This is a genomic window from Paenibacillus sp. 453mf (assembly GCF_900116105.1).
GTDB classification, from domain to species: domain Bacteria; phylum Bacillota; class Bacilli; order Paenibacillales; family Paenibacillaceae; genus Paenibacillus; species Paenibacillus provencensis.
Genome location: NZ_FPAC01000001.1, coordinates 276,311 through 294,516, shown reverse-complemented (window position 1 = coordinate 294,516; position 18,206 = coordinate 276,311). Strand labels below are relative to the sequence as shown.

Genomic DNA, 18,206 nt, shown 5'->3' with positions numbered 1-18,206 from the left:
CGTGACAGATCTGCGGGCCTTACTGTGTTAGATCTAGAGAGACTCCACTAAGGGAACAGCTCCATGGGCTACGCCTTCTCCCATTTGTCCTTGAAGAAAATATGGTACACTTTGGTAATTACAATCTTCAGCGTCATATAGAGCGGAATGGCAAGAATAACCCCCAACAAGCCTGCAATATCACCACCCACAAGCACAACGACAATCGTCGTAATCGGATGGATATCGAGCGATTTGTTGAAGATATACGGCGCTAGCAGGTTATCCTGAATTTGCTGTGCGGCAAGGATAATCACCAAAGCCCAGATTGCCATGGAAGGTGACTGGATGAAGGCAATGATGACAATCGGCACCGAAGACAAGAATGCCCCGATGAAGGGGATGAAATTCATAATGACCGCAATGACCGTCAACAGCAGCGCGTACGGCAGATCAATGATCAGAAATCCGATGTACATTAGTACACCAAGCGACACATTAATGATGACACGACCGACGATAAATCCACTGAGAGAGCTGTCGATTTCATCCATCAGATCCGTGCCCTCGTCACGGAAACGCTTAGGCATGAAGCCTACAATCTTCTCCCCGAATTTCCCGCCTTCCTTCAGCATGAAGTACAGAATAATCGGTGTGACAAACAACACCATAATGAAGCCGGAGAAGAATGATACCACACTGGACATGTAATTGGTCAGTACCGTAAATCCTTGATCAATGACTTCAGTGATACGAGATAGAATGTTAGTTCCCTCTGGCAAGATCTGTGCCAGTATTCCACTCTCTTCCAGATCCTCTACTTGCTCTGTCAGCATTCGAACCAAATTCGGCGCATTCTCGATGAATGCGAGGAACTGTTCCCGAAGCGACGGCCAGATCCCGATAATAAATCCAGCCATAATCAGACCGAATACCAGGTATATGAGAAAAATGGCGAGCGTTCGATTGACTCTTCGTTTATGCATCAGCTCAACAAGCGGCCTTAGCAGATAATAGAAGAAGCCTGCCAGCATCGCCGGAACTAGTATCACACTAAGTAGAGAAAATAGCGGATTAAAAATAAATTTGACCTTGTCACCCAAGAAGATAACAAGCAGGATCAGGATTATACCGATACAGAATCGGAAAAACCTGTTGGTTTGAGCCAAGTTCACTTCCTCCATTCATGTCTATTTCTATTGTAAATATGTAAGTCACACAACAAGTTATGCAACCTCTTCTTCCGCAGCATTCCTAGACATTATAGCAAATGAAGGTATCCACAATCGAATGACAAGACTACTATTCTAAGCAGCCACGTCTCTCTTATGAAAGACATAAAAGGTAATACCCATAAATAGAACATAATAAACAGCAAGCACCGCAATAGAGAAGCCCAGGCTCATCACACTGTTACCTGAACCGAACATATATTGACTGAGGTCCATGTTAGTGAACAGAACGTATTTCCCCCAGAAATAACGATCCGGATCAAAGATTAAACCAAAGATCCCTTGCGTAAACAAGATAAATAGAGATAACCCGATGGCAAGGGCTCCTGATCTGAATACCGTGGATAGCATAAATGCAATCGCCAAAGTGATAAACAAGTCCACATATTCATACAGCCAGCTGACGAACGCATAACCTGCAGGTGTGTAAACTCCCGACATCTGTGACACGACAGCCTCCGTAGACATCAGAACCGAGCACGTAAGCAGGGATAACCCTGTCATAAGGAGCGTAGTCAGCAGACTGAATAGCAGTACGGATACATATTTGGAAGCCAGAATCTTGCTTCGGGTCCACGGACGAATCAGCAGCAGCTTAATCGTACCCCAAGAGAATTCACCTGCCACCGAATCGGCCGCAATCACGACCGCAAAGATCGTATTCAGGAAGCTGATGAACGACACCGTGAGCATAGCCCCTTCCCAATAGTAGGTTGAGGCTCCTCCCCCCGTGCTAGATAGCAGATAAGGAATGAGGATTGACATCACAATGATAATCCCGAGCATCACCCAGGTCCGTATACGGCGGTAGATCTTCATATTCTCATTATGTATCAGCATCAAAAAGTTACTCAAGTACGCTCACCTCCCGTCATTGCAAGGAACTGATCTTCGAGGGAGCTGGTTCTGGAACGAATGCCATAGACCTTAATGCCATGCTGAACCAATCTTGCATTCAGCTCGGCGGCTTCGTCTCTTGTACAAGATATGCTCAGCACAGGACCCTCAGTACGTCCCTGTCCTGCCAGCCTGAATGCTGCCTCGGTATCGCTCACCTCGAACGTATATTCTTGAACCTCAAGAGCGCCGTTCTCCGGTCTCAGCTGCCGGACATCAATCAGCTTCCCACCCTGGATGACCGCTACCGTATCACACATCAGCTCCATCTCGGACAGCAAATGACTGGATACGAAGACTGTCGCCCCTTCCGTAAGCGTGAGCTTGCGCAAATAATCTCTGAGCTCCCGAATGCCCTGCGGGTCTAACCCATTCGTAGGTTCGTCCAGAATGAGCAGCTTCGGACGATGCAGAATGGCTTGTGCTACGCCAAGCCGCTGACGCATGCCAAGAGAATATGTCTTGACCTTGTCATGTATCCGGTCACTGAGACCAACAAGCTCAATTGCTTCCTGAATTCGCTCTCTAGTCACTCCTGGTGACATCCGGGCAAAATGAACCAGGTTCTGGTAGCCTGTCAGGAACTTGTACATCTCCGGATTCTCCACAATGGCGCCAACCTCACGGATGGCATCCTCAAACTGGGTCTTCACGCTGTGTCCAGCAATGAAGATATCCCCGCTGCTAATGGACATCAAGCCTACCATCATGCGGATCGTGGTCGTCTTCCCCGCGCCATTGGGTCCTAAAAAACCAAAGACCTGGCCTGGATATATATCCAGAGTCAGGTCTTGCACGAGATGGCGGGAAGAAATGACCTTACTTACACCTTGCATACGAACGACAGGTTCCTGGTGCATGTAAATGCTCACTCCCTTTTGGTAATGTTCGAATGGGAATTCGAACAAGGATTCTCACTCATAGACTTCGAGCCTAGTGTAACATAATTTGTGAGAACCTGTCCCGCGTATTTGCTGGAATGAAGCAATTCTGTACCTCACGCTCTGCTTGAGGCTCCGAATGATCCTCCTCCGTGGCAGGAGCGGCTTCCTGGTGCTCTTCCTCCGCTTGCTCACCCTTCTGGCAGCAGAGGCAATAGCCCAGCGGCATTTCATTTCTGTAAAATCCGGTCCGGAAGACCTGATTGAGTATGATATGGGGAAGGTCTTTCATCCTGGAAATGGACTGTTCATATGATAGACTACCTGAGACTTTGGCCTCTTCTATTCCTCTCGACTCCATTGGATATTTCGTGTCTACCGACAATATCCTCCCACAGGCGACACAATAAAATCGACTCGTCATAATCACTTCAGCCGTCCTCCATTCATAAAGACAGATAGTTTCAGTGCCTGTGAAACCAACCGCAGGGACACTCGTTCAATCAATCGCATAAATCGATTCTTTTCGATACAAATTGTATCTTGAACATAATGTAGTCCCATATTTTTGTCAAGAATTTTTGAGGGTTATTAGATAATTAACCAGGAATAGGGCGGGAAAACGCTTTGTTTAAAGGATTTTCTGAAAACAGAGAAAATAGTATGATTCACAAACGCATAGATTGAATGATACAATATGTATAAATATATTGATAAGAGAGATTAAAATGAGGAAATCCATCAGAAAATTTAAAAGAACCGTTGTAAAAAGTATTTCAGCAGCACCATTAGTCGTTATTGTAGGAGCTCCACTGTTGACTTACTATATTGTACAAACATTTGTTGGAAAATAGACTTGTGAAAGAAAGCCTTTTAGAATTCCTCCGATTTTTGGAAGGACCATAACAGACGCCATTCCCCTGATTCCTCCGTAACATACACAGGTTGGACAATTTTAAAATTACCAAAGGATGAATAATAAGTTTGAGATACAGTAATCATAAAGACTTCTCCTAATGTCTCTTTCCCTTCAACTAGTTGTATATCGTAATTTCTCTCTGGTTTGGATAACTCATACTTAAATGTGTTTGTACCAAAATGCTGCATAAATACATGGGCTCTTGTCTGTACATAATCTGGCTTCTTGTATTTCTCTTTCATCTGAGAATGAAACAACTCCCATGAGCTGCCAAAATCCCCTTCCTGTTCGTATGTATAAAACTCATTCACAACACTGACAGCTTCTTCTTCCTTGCTTGATTGCAAAACTCCTCGAAAACTAAAAAACAGTAGAACTACTAACCCAATTACTATAAGTGTACTGACCAATTTTAATAAGGTATTCCTCCGTTTTTTGCGCAGCATAAAGCCCCTCCCCTCTTGTCCCTTGTAACTCAAGGTATGAGAGAGGAGGAGCTTTTAGACCTACGCTTTTGAAGGAACCATCTTATCATCATAGTTAATAAAAGAGCCAAGCAGCCTCCTGAAAAATCAAGGACTACATCATATGAAGAAGAAGTACGATTTTCTGAGTATCTTTGAATAGTTTCATCTAGGCACGCAATGATCAGAATTAATCCTAATGGGAGAATATAACTAATCAAGTTATCTTTCCAAACTTTGCGGATAAAGAGGTGCGTCAGTACAGTCAAGACACCATATACAAATACATGGGCACATTTGCGAAAGACAAATTCGATAAATCCATATGGATTATTCTGAAGGGAATAAATTTTGTTAGCGTAGTGAATATTGATGTTCGGGAGCGTAACATTGATTTGCAAATGATGCGAAATACTTGTTAGAATTGGCCGAATACTTTGTTGTTGATAAGATCTAGTCGACATATACAATATGAATAACGCCCAAATTAAAATTATGCAGGTTAGAAGCAACTTCCGTTGATTTCTTTTTTTTCGGGATCTTTTAATCTCAGTCCTGCTCAATGCTGCTGATCTTTCTGTAAATGCTTTTTCATCAACTCGTGTATTCGACTTCTTTCTTGCTCATCTACAATATAATAATAGATCCCATTCATCTTTTCACCTCGGCCTTGTATTTCAACGGTTTCAATATTGCCTAAATTCCTGCTATAATCGGTCAGAAATTTCTTCATGTCGTCAAATGTTATATCGGTCTTCACATTACTCCCCACCTCATTCAGTATCGACTGAATTTTAGTCACGCTAGAGATTTGAAGAGCGTTCTTCATCAGCTGCTTAATGATTTCCTGTTGTCTTGAATTCCGCCCAAGATCACCTCGAGGATCATCATACCGCATACGTGAATATAGTAGCGCTTCTTCGCCCATAAGCCTGATAATGCCCTCTTCAAAAACCACTCCGTCGATGTTAAATTCAAATGGATTATTTACTTCTACACCGCCTAATAAATCTATAATCTCTGTAAACCCTTCCATATTTAATTTGACATAATAATCAATCGAATTATCTAAAAACTTCTCTACTGTTTGAATAGACATATTTACTCCTCCAAAAGCATAGGCATGGTTTATTTTATCTTCATACCCTTTTCCAACAATTTCTGTTCGAGTATCTCTTGGAATATTGAACATAAGAATAGACTTATCAGCAGGATTTACTGTAAGCAAAACTAATGTATCTGAACGGCCAACGTCATTCTGACGTTCATCCACTCCGAGTAATAATACGGAAAATGATTCTTCTTTTTTAATTTTTTCGGCAGGCTGATTTTGGGAAGACTGTTGCCCCCCTTCAATATATGTTACAGCTACAGATGGTTCTCTAGGTTCATAAATTTCGTCTGCGGTAGATTGAACAGTTTTATAAAGATACCAGCCATATCCTACACCTAGAACGATAAATAAAGAGGCAGTACTTATTGTTATTTTTAACCATCGCTTCATATTGTCATATCCCTTCAATCCTAGTGAAAAACAAAAAAAGAAGCTATGTCCTTTAGGACATAGCTTCAGTATAAGAATCGGATATATTTGCGGAATGAGGACGACCTACAGAATAATAAATAAACTCTGCTTCCTTTACTTTATCAGGATTGTAAACATTTCTACCATCTATAAGAACAGGCCGTGCTAATATTGAAGCTAAATGCGGTAACTCGATTTCAGCGAACTCCGGCCACTCTGTTAACAAACAAAGGGCATCACTTCCCATAGCAGCTTCTAATGGGTCATTGCACCAGTAGATATGATCATGATTAACTTCCCTCTGAAAGTTAGCCGTAGCAACAGGATCATAGGCATTCACTTTAGCACCCAATTTAATAAGTTCTTGAATAATTTCAATTGCTGGCGCATCCCGTACATCATCTGTATTTGGCTTAAAAGCCAACCCCCAAATTGCAATTTTCTTGCCGGACAAGGAACCCAGGGCATCGTGAAGCTTACGGATAATATTAAAGCGTTGATCTTTATTTACTTCTACTACCGATTTTAGTAACTTAAACTCATAATCAACATTCCCTGCGATTTGGATTAGTGCCTGTGTATCTTTGGGAAAGCATGACCCTCCATAGCCAATACCTGCCTGCAGGAAGGAACCTCCAATTCGCCGATCATAACCCATTCCTTCCGCTACACGAGTTACATCTGCTCCAACCTTCTCACAGATATTCGCAATCTCATTGATAAATGATATTTTTGTCGCCAAAAAAGCATTTGAAGCGTATTTAATCATTTCTGCAGATCTAATATCAGTAGTAATAATGTTGGATGTAAGCGGCTTGTGAAGCTCAATTAAAGTATTAAGTGTCTCCTGATTAGCTGAACCCAATACAATACGATCTGGATTCATTGTGTCGTGAATTGCTGATCCTTCTCTTAAAAATTCAGGAATAGATGCAATTGAAAATGAGTGGCTACTGTTCAGTTTAATGATTCGCTCAATATGTTCGTTTGTTCCAACTGGAACCGTACTTTTTGTAGCGATTATTTTAAATCCATTTAATGCTGTGCCAACTTCTTTAGCTGCTTGCTCGATATAGCTTAAATTGGCCTCTCCGTTTGGTAAGGAAGGAGTGCCAACAGCTAGCAAAACAATATCTGAGTTTTGAACAGCATATGTCGTATCAAACGTAAAAGACAGCCTTCCGGCTGTCTTGTTTTTATCTATAAGTTCTTTTAGTCCCGGCTCATAAATCGGAACTTCTCCTCGTTCCAACATTTCAACCTTGGATGGATTATTATCTACACATATTACTTGGTTTCCGATCTCAGAGAAGCATACTCCAGATACCAACCCAACATACCCTGTTCCAATAACCGCAATTTTCATTGTGAGTCCTCCTCATTTTCACAGGCAATGTGCAACAATATCTGCCCAGTCCGTCTTCACTCTAACTATGTCCTCTTCTATCAAGTTAGTTCCCATCTGAACTTCTATGATTTCTAAATCTGTCTTAGCTTTAACACTGTGAAGAACTTTTGATGGAATACGAACTAAATCACCTTGTTTCAAGGTCTGAAGATGATCGTCTAGAACTAATTCACCCTCTCCTGAAATAATAGTCCACATTTCATCTCGAAAATTATGATACTGATAACTTAAATTGTTACCTGATTTAATACATATACGTTTAGTGAGTACTTGTTCTCCTTGACTATTTTTTGTATAATCCAATACTTGGTACGTTCCCCATCGTCGTTCTTCATACATTGGCCTCGAATTATCACCTTTTAGAACATCCTTAATTTTAGGACTTGCTTCCTTGTCACTCACAAGTATTCCGTCTGCACTAGTCGCCACTACAATGTTAGAAAGCCCAAGAATGGTAACAGGCAAATTCAATTCATTAATTAGATGTGTATTAGAGGAATCTTCTGATATATAACCTCTTCCTTCAATATAATTAGACATCTCATCAGTCAATGTATTCCAAGTTCCAAGATCCTTCCAATAACCATCATAAGCAGTAACTACAATATTGTTGGCCTTCTCAACTACTTTATAATCAAAGCTGATAGCAGGAAGTATATTGTATTGTTTTAGCATAGCTTCATACTGGATAGGCAACTCCAGATCAATAAGTATATTAATTAAATAATCTAATTTAAAAGCAAAAACCCCGCAATTCCAAAATGCATTTTGACTTATCATAGCCTCTGCTTTGGATTTATGGGGTTTCTCAACAAATTGTTTTACACTCATATGATCAAACGAATAATCTTTTTCCTTAATGTCAGGAATAATGTATCCATATTTTTCAGACGGATATGTTGGTTTAACACCAATAAGTGCGAGGTCTGCATCGGATATTTTTAGTACATCATCCAACTTTTTTACTACATTAAAGAAATCTTCTTGTACAAATGGATCTACTGGTAGAACAGCAATTGTTTCATCTAAAGATATACCTTCAATGCTGTATAAGTATGTGGCTGCAAGAGCTATTGCCGGAAAAGTATCTCTTCTCTCTGGTTCTACGACTAAATTAATATTATTTCCAAGTTGATTAGAGATGATCTCAACTTGACTATAACTAGTTGCGATGTATGCATTATCTTCGAGTCCTGCGCTCTTGATTTGCCTCCATACTCTCTGCACCATAGATTCCTTTGATCCACCAGGTGAATCTAAAATCCTTAAAAATTGCTTGGAGCGAGCATCATTAGATAATGGCCAAAGCCGCTTCCCTGATCCTCCAGATAAAAGGATTAGCTTCAAATATATCCCTCCCACAAAACAAAGCTATAGGCTATACTCTAGTAGCGTATTGAGATTTATAGTATTCCATATACTGACCAGATTTAATTCGTTCCCACCATGCATAATTATTTAGATACCATTCAATTGTTTCTTTAATTCCAATATCAAACGTATATTTAGGCTGCCAACCTAGTTCTTCAACTATCTTAGTCGGGTCAATAGCATACCTTCTGTCATGCCCTTTACGATCTTCGACATATCTAATCAATTCATCAGATTTCTGTAAGTGTTCAAGTATAAGATTTACAATATCTATATTGCATCGCTCGTTATGTCCTCCTATATTATAAACTTCCCCTGCTCTTCCCTTATTGATTACTAGATCAATCGCTGAAGCATGATCAGATACATGCAACCAATCTCTCACATTTTTCCCATCTCCATATACAGGCAATGGTTTATCTTCTAATGCATTTGTAATCATAAGAGGAATTAATTTTTCAGGAAAATGAAAAGGTCCATAATTATTTGAACAACGAGTTATGTTAGTGTTAAGCCCATAAGTTTCGTGATAAGCTCTAACTAATAAATCACCACTTGCTTTACTTGCAGAATAAGGACTATTTGGTGCTAAAGGTGTTTGCTCAGTGAAATAGCCTGTGTCTCCAAGAGAACCGTACACTTCATCGGTAGATATTTGTACAAATTTTTGTATATTACATTCTCTTGCCGCTTCCAACAAAGAAAGAGTACCTAAAACATTGGTTTGAACAAATATTGATGGGTCCGAGATACTTCGATCCACATGTGATTCTGCTGCAAAGTTTACAATAACCTGAATATTATGCACTGCAACGATTTTTTTGATTAAATTATTATCTGCAATATCTCCTTGAATAAAAGTGTAACTCGGATTGTCTTCAACATCTTTTAAATTTTCTAGATTACCTGCATAAGTTAATTTATCCAAGTTTATAATTGATATTTCACTATAGGTTTTAAGCATATAATGTATAAAGTTACTCCCAATAAAGCCTGCTCCACCCGTTACTAAAAGCTTCATATTTTTATCCCCTTTAAATTTCATTTAAATAAAATCATTGTCTGCGTTATTAAAAGAAGGATGGACCTGATCTTTATCCGATAATATAACCTTGGACATTGGCCAATCGATATTTAAATCTTTGTCTGACCATATAATTCCTCTATCGTTTTCTTTAGAATATAAAGCATCTACTTTATATTGAACTAATGTATTTGGCACAATTGTACAGAATCCGTGTGCAAATCCTTTGGGTATCAGTAATTGCCGTTTATTACTTTCACTCAAAATAACCCCTACCCAATTTCCATAAGTAGGTGAAGATTTACGTATATCAACTGCAACATCATAGATCGCTCCACTAATAACTCTTACTAGCTTTGTTTGTGCAGCGTTTTTAAGTTGATAATGAAGACCACGGATCGTGCCTGCCTCCGCTGAAAAAGACTGATTGTCTTGAATAAACTCGTGAGTAATGCCGGCTTCAGTGAAGTTTTGTTTGTTGTAAGTCTCAGTAAAATAACCCCGGTGATCTCCAAACACCGAGGTTTCAATGATTAGAACATCTGGAATATTAGTTTCAACTACTTTCAACATTCCCACTCCACATCTTAGTCTATTTTGTTGCAGTTGCAATCTTTCCAAAAGTTAAATCAAGTTCTTGTTTATTCATTAATTCATTCGCATACGAAAGAGAATCATGTGTTCCTGCATCAGTCCACCATCCATTCAAGATATCGTACGTTAGCAAACCTTTTTCAATATAAGCATTATTTACATCTGTTATTTCTAATTCCCCTCTACCCGAAGGCTTTAATGTCCGCACTATATCAAATACTTCTGAATCATACATATATACGCCCGTTACAGCATATGGACTTTTGGGGAGTTTCGGCTTCTCTTCTATAGACATAATTGTATTACCTTCAAGTTCAGCAACACCGTATCTCTCGGGATCTTCAACTTTTTGTAACAAAACTTTCGCGCCAGCGCCTTGTTTTCTGAAATTAGAAACATATTCAGTTAAATCGTCAGAGAATACATTATCTCCAAGAATAACTACCATGGACTCCCCTCTTGCGAAATTCTCAGCAAGACCTAGAGCCTGAGCAATTCCTCCTGCTTGATCCTGAACTTTGTAAGTAAATGTAACCCCGAATTCATAACCACTTCCAAGTAAATTCACAACATCTCCCATGTGATCACGACCTGTTACGATAAGAATATCATGGATATCTGCTTCTTTTAATTTCCCTATTGAGTGATATATCATTGGATACTTTCCAACAGGAAGCAGATGCTTATTTGTTACTTTTGTTAGAGGATAAAGTCTTGACCCTGTACCACCAGCTAAAATAATCCCTTTCATTTTCAACACTCCTTTTTTTATAATGCTACTTTTTGGCTTTTTTTGAATACAGCACTCACTACTTCTAACACAACATCTCGATTTAAAAGAAAATTTATAGCACAATAGCTTATTACTCCAATAAATACTTGACTTGCTAAACTAAGATAATCTGCCTCATTTACAAATATCTGAAGTACAAATACCAGGGCAGCCATTATTAAACTCAAAATAAAAGGATTCATAAAACTTGTAAAATAATCTTTCAGACACGGACCAAGTAACTTCCTTATAGAATATAAGTAATTTAAAATCACTAAGAAGCATTGAGCCAAAAGATATCCGATGGCTATCCCTATTACACCGTTAATGATTCCCCCTATTACGATGCCAGGTATTATAAATATCATTGTTATACATGTCCAACGAAAACTAAGATCAGCTCGGCCTTTTGCAATGAATAACGAACTGATAGGACTGATTGTCGATCTTAACAACCCCATTCCACATAGTATCTGTACGATGGGAGTACTATCTATCCACTTTTGTCCAAATACAATCGGAATAAATTCCGGTGAAACAACAATAAGACCAAGATAGATTGGGAAGTTAATCAAGCCTAAAAACTGCATGACTTTAAGATAACCTCGTTTTAATCTTTCTTGGTCTTCATGAACTTTCGCGAATAATGGAAGCGAAATTTGAGTGAATATAGGAACAATCTTCTGTATTGGTATGATAATTATCTGAAATGCAAAAGTATAATATCCAAGCGCTTCTATACCAAAAAATCGTCCTATTATTATATTTGGCAAGTTGGTACTAATAAAATGAACTGTTTTTTCAGCCATTTGATAAAATCCAAAGCTTAGAAACTTCCGAGTTTCATTAAATTTGAAGTGTGCTAATAATGGCCATCTTCTGATTCCAAATAGAAACAATAGCAAGGATTTCACAGACGAGTTAGTCAATTGCCCCCACACCAATGCGAGAACTCCAGAGCCTGCAATGGCACTTATAACAGCAACGATAAACCCTGTTATTGTTGCTGTTATATCAAAAATGGCTAACTTGTTAAATTCAAGTTCCTTCTGGAATAGAATTTGAAATTGCTGACCAATTGGAATTACAGCAAACACCAATGAGATCCATATTAATGGTTCAATAAGACCAGGCTCACTATAAAATCCAGCTATCAATGGAGATAAAATTACAACGAGAAATAATACTATAATTCCCGAAGCAACATTCAAATAATACAAGCTGGAGAGCTGTCTTTGTTCCATATCTTTATGATGCATAATCGCATTAGAAATGCCAGCATCTGTATATATTTGTGCAAATCCAACAATGACTGTAACAATACCCATTAATCCATAATCTGTCGCTGTTAAAAGCCTTGATAGAACTCCTAACTGAATTAATTGGATTAAAGTAATTAATATTGTAGCAGTACTACTCCATTTGGATGCATTTATGCCCGCTTGTTTTAATGACATATTTATCCACCTAATTTACTTTGTTTATAATTTTTGTGGGCATTAAGTTCAGAATGTAATTTATTCAAGGCAATACTCCATAAATCAGATGTTATGTCAATAGTATATTTTTGAGTTACTGTCTTTAAAGCCTCGTAAGATAATTGCTCCCAAAGTTTAGCATTATTCTTAACCTCTAAGATCAAATTTAGAGCATCTTCAACAACCATTGGAGAACTGAGAATATACCCATTTTTGCCATGCTCTATTATCGTTCTCGGTCCGACAGCATCCGAAGATATTGGAATTACACCACATGACATTGCTTCAATAATAACAATCCCGAACAATTCTTCCCAATTACTAGATGGTTTAGAGGGCAATAATAACACATCACAAGCATTATATATTTCACTAAGCTTTGCTTGTTCCTTGATTTGACCAAAAAATTTAACATTGCTACTCGATTGGGAGATCTCTTCTATTTCTTTGCTTAATTCACCGCTTCCAACAAACCACCACTCTAAATTTCGCTCTCTTTTAAGACTGTTTATCATTTCAATGATGTCTCGGATCCCTTTGTCTTGGATCAATCTCCCTACATAAAGAACTCTAAAAACTGTTCTATCTTTAGAACTTTCCTGGTATCTAAAAATATTCGGATCAACACAATGGGGAATCACTGTAGTTGATGAGGTATAATTAGATAGACCTCTAGTGACATGGTCTGTAACCCCTACGACATTAATGTCCTCCAAAAATTTCTCCCACAATCTGAATTGAAGATTACTTCGGATCTTTTTAGGATAGCGCTCTTTATTCCAATATGGCCAGGATGAATAATAAGTCACTTGATGATTTAGTTTAAGTATATAAAGCAAGTAAATAAATGCATCATAAGGAGCTGCTCCAATTATTAAATGCTTATTTTTACTAAAGATTAATGTTAGGATAACCCAGAAATTTTTTATCCCTTTCAAAAGAAACTCAGGCCGCCTTCTTACTATTCCTTTTATCAATTGTCTTAGGAAAGTAAATTCAACCTGTACAATCTCATCATATAGCCCTTGTTCTTTATTAAGATGAAAAAGCGATTCGAAATGCCGCGGTGCACCATTTTCATGTAGAATGTATAACCTACTCATCATTCACCTAGCCACCTTAAGATCTTGGTTTAAATTTTGTTTTCTTCTATTAAAATTAACAGAAGATAGACCAATAACTAGCCACATCAATGCACCTGCTTGTTCCCAGTAGCTAACATCAAAAGTAAAACCATTGAATACCTGACCTAGAATCACAAAAACAATCCAACTGTGTGAAGATTCACTATGAAATATACTTCTAAACAAAATTATGAATATAATTAATAAACCAACCAATCCAAACTCATGTAAAAATGTTAAATACGCATTGTCAATTGCTAAAAATCCATCAGGAGGAGGATTAATGATTAACCTATCACTGCTTCCACCCGACCCATAACCAAACAAAAATGAAGACACTGACCTGATAACTTCTTCCCATGTCCACTTAAACATATATAATCTATGCGAAAATGATCCGTCATTGCTATTTATTAACAATAACCTATTAATAATATCACTAGTGATTGGTGAAGTAGCTAATAATACTAACATTATTAATATTAAAATTATTGTTCCAAGTTTTTTTAAAATTCTGAACTTGAACAGTAATAAGATAACAACAATCATAGCAGATATCCAAGTTCCTCTTGAGTATGTTAAGAAAATGCTATAAGACAGTACTGCTGAAAAAATGAGATTAATAAGTGTACTTTTCGTGTTAGAACCATTAACTGATTTAAACAGCTCATAGATCCAACATATAAATGATGGTAACAGGACTGCTGCCAATACAACGGGATGACCAATTGTTCCACTCGCTCTAACTGAAAAAACACTCCCGTCCAAACCACTTCCAAATTCCCTAAATAACATTTCATTCTGTAATGGAATAATAACTGGATTGAAAAAGGTAGAATAAACTACTAATATACTCTGCAGAACACCAGCCACTTTTAAACTTTTGAAGATAATATGTTCTAATTGTAAATTAACTACCATTCTTCCAATAAAATAAGGAATAACAATAGTAAAAATTAAGAAAGCCGCTTTCGAAATAATTGTAATATTTATTAAAATCATACAGGTTATTAAGTACACCAAACAATCATTTAATGCAATATAATACTTACTATTAGTAACAATCATCGATAATAAAAGCAATACAAATGAAAATAATATCAAGAACTTACTTACAGAAATAGCTCCGATAGGACTATCAATCAATTTAAAGTATGATACAGCTTGATAAGGAGGGCTATTCATTAAACTAAATATTAAAAATATCAACACTATAGACAAAAAAGAAAAGGCTATGTTCTTGCTAGCCTTTACTTGTTCACCTGTTATTATCATCATGTATCATTCCTCTAAATATGGTGCATCTGTTTTCACCACAGTATTATGCCTCTTATACACTGCAGCATCATATATACCTTTATAGATTTGTTTTAATTTTTCTAATTTCCTTGTTTCTGGTCTAACTAACAATCGAACATGTTTTTTTACTATTTTTATAAAAACTCCACAATAAGGTAAAAAACGTTGGCTTCTGGGATAGCACTTACGTATAAAAAATACATTATTTCTAATATCGTAGTAATCCAAGATAGGCGCATGATCTCTAAAGTTACTTCCAGTAGAAGCACTAACTTTGTGCCATAGGATTGAGTTTGGCTCATATAACAATTTCCATCCAGCCCTACGTGCCCTTACACTATATTCAGTATCTTCATAATATAAAAAGAAATCCTCATCTAACAAACCTATCTCTTCAATCAAGGTTGCTCTTGTTAACAGGCTACATCCCGTAATGTAATCAGTTATGCAAGAATTATTATATAAATATCCCTTGGTATCTTCTACATCTGCTCCTCTATGAGAAATTAAAGCTAATTTATTGATCCCTCCTCCTGCATACCATATTTTATTTGACTCATAAAAATAAATTTTTGATCCAACCATTCCAACATTCGGATTTTTATCTAATGTTAATGATAAATTCCTTAATGCATTCTTATCAACAATCGTATCATTATTCAGTAGCCATATAAATTCGCAACCTTCAGACATTGCCATTTTTATAGCTGGGTTGTTGCCACCAGAAAATCCAGAATTATAATTCAAAAGAATAACTTCTATTGTAGATGTAGAATACGAACTGTAGTATTCTTGAAGTTTTTTACCTGAGTGATCTGGTGAGCAATTGTCAACCAAATAAATCTTCTTGTTAAGGTAGCTCATTTCCATGAGAGAGTCTATGCAACTTAAGGTATCCTCATATCCATTATAGTTGACCAATATAATTCCAACTTTTTTCTCCGGAGAGTCGTTATAATGAACAAAATAATTGGAAGCTCTTTTTTCTGTTAAGTTTATATAAGCATCGCTGACAGCATCCCAATCATAACTAGTTTTCAATCTTTTAGACATTTCTATGCTCTGTTCTTCCATTGAAAGAACTTGAACAAACATTTCAAATAAATTATCTATTTTAAATAACATGCCATTATTTCCTAGTACCTCTCTAGAAAAAGGACCGTCAATTGCTAATACTCGTTTACAACTTTGCATTGCTTCCAAAAGTGCTGGATTAGTTCCTCCAACCGAATTTCCATGAAGGTAACAAAAAGCATTTTTCCTTAAAATAAATAGTTCTTTGGGATCGTAATTGGCTGGATGTACTTCTATGCCGTTCGTACCTGACATTTGTAATATCTTAGAGACGTAATCCGAGTCATGTTTGTAACCGACTAGCACAAATTTGTATCCTTGTTCATATAACTTAGATGCTTTAAAAGAAGTAATAATTTCAAGCGGTAGATTATCCGGTTCAAACCTTGTTATTTGTAAAAAATACTTATTGGACACAACATTGTATTTATCTAACACTTTTTGAGGTACATCCTCAAAACCAAATTCCACTTTCTCTGGAACTCCATAAGGAATAAACTCAGTTTCTTTTCTAAAGACTGACTTATAATATTCTTGTATAGAACGAGAATCAGAGATAAGCACCTTTACAAACAAAGATATAATTAATGAAGATAAGAAATAATAAAGTTTGAATGGTGGAGACCACTTAGCTCGCCTCCATTCCAAACCATCAGTATTCACAGCTACAGGTAATCCAATCATCAATGATAGTAAAATCCCAGGTAAGTTTGCGTTATTGAACCATAAAATATAATCGAAATCTCGTCTGTTTTTGTATAAGTATCTAGCAGTTTGTAGAGACGAAAAAAATGTATCAAGTTTACTATTTTTACTCCCTTTTACAAATTTTAAGATTCGACCTTCATATTCTTGTTTTCTGGTCTCTACTCCCCTACAAAAAATGGTGCACTCGTAACCTTGGGAAACCATACGCTTACTTATCTCATCCACTGCTGTCTCGAAGCCGCCATAATTAGCTGGCAACCCTCTTGTACCACAGAAAGCAACACGTTTCTTACTATAATCGCTCATATTTTTACCTTTCATTATAGATTATTTTTGATTAAAAATATCAGCTTATTTCATCTAATGCATTTTTGTATGCTGATGCAGAATTTTGCCAACTCCATAATTTTGATTGGTTTAACCCTCTTCTTATCAAATCATTTTGAAGACCACTATCTTCTGAGATCCTAACAATCTGCTCATAAATATCGTGCTCGTTATTTGGATTTATTAATATCCCCGCATCACCTATAACTTCAGGGATAGCTGTTAAATTGGAAGAAATAACAGGGACTCCACTGGCCATAGCCTCGATAGGTGGTATTCCAAAACCTTCTGCAAAGGTTGGATATATAAACATCTCCGCAGCCTTATACAAATGTGGTAAATTATTATCGTCAACAGAATTGAGGATTACCACATCTTCCTTTAGTCCATTTAGTTCAATGTAGTTGAAGAACTCCTTAAAACCGAAATCTGGCTTTCCAACAATAACTAACTTACCTTTGTTTTTATTTTTATCTTTTAGAATTTTGTATGCTTTTAATAGAGCTACATGATTTTTCCTCGGTTCAATCCTACCAACGGTCAGGATATAGTTTTCAACTCCAAATTCTTTTAGTACTATCTCTTTGGAGATTAACTTGTTATCAGCTGAGAATTTCGAAATATCCACACCATTTGGAACGATTTTGACCTTATCCTCAGGAACATTATATAATTCGATTATTTTATCTTTAGAGTATTGTGAAACTGTATGAATTTGCTTTGCTCTAATTGCAGAGTTCTTCACTAATATTTTGTTTCTTATTACTTCTTTCTTCGTAAAGTACTGAGGGTGAGTTTCAAATAAAACATCGTGAATAGTTACCACAGTCTCACAAGGCGTGATAATAGGAGAAATATAAGTGGTGTGGTAGAGATCAATCTTATTATTTTTTAATAATGGACTTGTTTCATAGGTAAGCCTTTTTATCTTGGAGAGAGATTTAAAGTTTACATAATTAACATTTGATCCATATGGGTAATCACTTGACCAATGACCGAAAAAATAAAATTTTTCCTCTTGTCCATGCTTTAATACTTCATTATAAAGATTCAGCAGGTATGTCCTACTGCCTTGAAATTTGCCTGCTAAAACATGAACATCTACTCCTATTCTCATCCCTAACCTCCAT

The 18,206-nt window shown here is 37.0% G+C and carries 16 protein-coding genes; all 16 read right to left on the bottom strand.

What is annotated here, in order from left to right; all coding sequences use genetic code 11:
* Positions 1-68: 68 nt before the first annotated feature.
* Entirely contained in the window at positions 69-1,148 is a 1,080-nt protein-coding gene (locus tag BM415_RS01270; RefSeq protein WP_091153756.1) for an AI-2E family transporter, read from the bottom strand.
* Between the two features lie 138 nt (positions 1,149-1,286).
* Positions 1,287-2,066 (bottom strand): ABC transporter permease, encoded by a 780-nt coding sequence (locus BM415_RS01265; protein WP_091153754.1) that lies wholly within the window; start codon positions 2,064-2,066, stop codon positions 1,287-1,289.
* Positions 2,063-2,968, bottom strand: a complete 906-nt coding sequence (locus tag BM415_RS01260; RefSeq protein WP_091153752.1) for an ABC transporter ATP-binding protein — start codon at positions 2,966-2,968, stop codon at positions 2,063-2,065. Before BM415_RS01260 ends, BM415_RS01265 begins: the two co-directional genes overlap by 4 nt.
* 73 nt (positions 2,969-3,041) lie before the next feature.
* Positions 3,042-3,419 carry a hypothetical protein gene (locus BM415_RS01255; protein WP_139236936.1) on the bottom strand — a complete coding sequence of 126 codons (378 nt, stop codon included), beginning with the start codon at positions 3,417-3,419 and terminating at the stop codon, positions 3,042-3,044.
* Between the two features lie 443 nt (positions 3,420-3,862).
* Entirely contained in the window at positions 3,863-4,354 is a 492-nt protein-coding gene (locus BM415_RS01250) for a hypothetical protein (RefSeq protein ID WP_091153748.1), read from the bottom strand.
* A gap of 577 nt (positions 4,355-4,931) precedes the next feature.
* The gene (locus BM415_RS01240; protein WP_091153744.1) at positions 4,932-5,876 is read right to left on the bottom strand and encodes an LCP family glycopolymer transferase; all 945 of its coding nucleotides are present in this window, start codon (positions 5,874-5,876) and stop codon (positions 4,932-4,934) included.
* 52 nt (positions 5,877-5,928) lie between these two features.
* Positions 5,929-7,263, bottom strand: coding sequence for a UDP-glucose dehydrogenase family protein (locus tag BM415_RS01235; protein ID WP_091153742.1), 1,335 nt, complete (start codon positions 7,261-7,263; stop codon positions 5,929-5,931).
* An 18-nt stretch (positions 7,264-7,281) separates the two neighbouring features.
* On the bottom strand, positions 7,282-8,652 hold the full coding sequence (locus BM415_RS01230) for a sugar phosphate nucleotidyltransferase (RefSeq protein WP_091153739.1): 1,371 nt from the start codon (positions 8,650-8,652) through the stop codon (positions 7,282-7,284).
* A gap of 31 nt (positions 8,653-8,683) precedes the next feature.
* Entirely contained in the window at positions 8,684-9,697 is a 1,014-nt protein-coding gene (gene rfbB, locus BM415_RS01225; protein ID WP_091153737.1) for a dTDP-glucose 4,6-dehydratase, read from the bottom strand.
* Positions 9,698-9,721: 24 nt separating this feature from the next.
* Positions 9,722-10,270: a dTDP-4-dehydrorhamnose 3,5-epimerase gene (rfbC, locus tag BM415_RS01220; RefSeq protein ID WP_170862461.1), complete on the bottom strand. Its 549-nt coding sequence runs from the start codon at positions 10,268-10,270 to the stop codon at positions 9,722-9,724.
* 22 nt (positions 10,271-10,292) lie between these two features.
* Positions 10,293-11,045: a sugar phosphate nucleotidyltransferase gene (locus tag BM415_RS01215; protein ID WP_091153732.1), complete on the bottom strand. Its 753-nt coding sequence runs from the start codon at positions 11,043-11,045 to the stop codon at positions 10,293-10,295.
* A 17-nt stretch (positions 11,046-11,062) separates the two neighbouring features.
* Positions 11,063-12,523, bottom strand: a complete 1,461-nt coding sequence (locus BM415_RS01210) for an MOP flippase family protein (protein WP_091153730.1) — start codon at positions 12,521-12,523, stop codon at positions 11,063-11,065.
* Between the two features lie 2 nt (positions 12,524-12,525).
* Positions 12,526-13,650: a glycosyltransferase family 4 protein gene (locus BM415_RS01205; RefSeq protein WP_091153727.1), complete on the bottom strand. Its 1,125-nt coding sequence runs from the start codon at positions 13,648-13,650 to the stop codon at positions 12,526-12,528.
* Positions 13,651-14,946: an O-antigen ligase family protein gene (locus BM415_RS01200; protein ID WP_091153725.1), complete on the bottom strand. Its 1,296-nt coding sequence runs from the start codon at positions 14,944-14,946 to the stop codon at positions 13,651-13,653.
* Positions 14,947-14,949: 3 nt separating this feature from the next.
* Positions 14,950-17,055 (bottom strand): DUF1972 domain-containing protein, encoded by a 2,106-nt coding sequence (locus BM415_RS01195; protein WP_170862333.1) that lies wholly within the window; start codon positions 17,053-17,055, stop codon positions 14,950-14,952.
* A 40-nt stretch (positions 17,056-17,095) separates the two neighbouring features.
* Positions 17,096-18,193 (bottom strand): glycosyltransferase family 4 protein, encoded by a 1,098-nt coding sequence (locus tag BM415_RS01190; protein WP_091153720.1) that lies wholly within the window; start codon positions 18,191-18,193, stop codon positions 17,096-17,098.
* Positions 18,194-18,206 lie beyond the last annotated feature (13 nt).

Coding starts and splice junctions, on each gene's coding strand:
- BM415_RS01260 (WP_091153752.1), bottom strand. CDS start 2,968: ATGCACCAGGAACCTGTCGTTCGTATGCAAGGTGTAAGTAAGGTCATT.
- BM415_RS01250 (WP_091153748.1), bottom strand. CDS start 4,354: ATGCTGCGCAAAAAACGGAGGAATACCTTATTAAAATTGGTCAGTACA.
- BM415_RS01240 (WP_091153744.1), bottom strand. CDS start 5,876: ATGAAGCGATGGTTAAAAATAACAATAAGTACTGCCTCTTTATTTATC.
- BM415_RS01235 (WP_091153742.1), bottom strand. CDS start 7,263: ATGAAAATTGCGGTTATTGGAACAGGGTATGTTGGGTTGGTATCTGGA.
- rfbB (WP_091153737.1), bottom strand. CDS start 9,697: ATGAAGCTTTTAGTAACGGGTGGAGCAGGCTTTATTGGGAGTAACTTT.
- BM415_RS01215 (WP_091153732.1), bottom strand. CDS start 11,045: ATGAAAGGGATTATTTTAGCTGGTGGTACAGGGTCAAGACTTTATCCT.
- BM415_RS01210 (WP_091153730.1), bottom strand. CDS start 12,523: ATGTCATTAAAACAAGCGGGCATAAATGCATCCAAATGGAGTAGTACT.
- BM415_RS01205 (WP_091153727.1), bottom strand. CDS start 13,650: ATGATGAGTAGGTTATACATTCTACATGAAAATGGTGCACCGCGGCAT.
- BM415_RS01200 (WP_091153725.1), bottom strand. CDS start 14,946: ATGATGATAATAACAGGTGAACAAGTAAAGGCTAGCAAGAACATAGCC.
- BM415_RS01195 (WP_170862333.1), bottom strand. CDS start 17,055: ATGAGCGATTATAGTAAGAAACGTGTTGCTTTCTGTGGTACAAGAGGG.
- BM415_RS01190 (WP_091153720.1), bottom strand. CDS start 18,193: ATGAGAATAGGAGTAGATGTTCATGTTTTAGCAGGCAAATTTCAAGGC.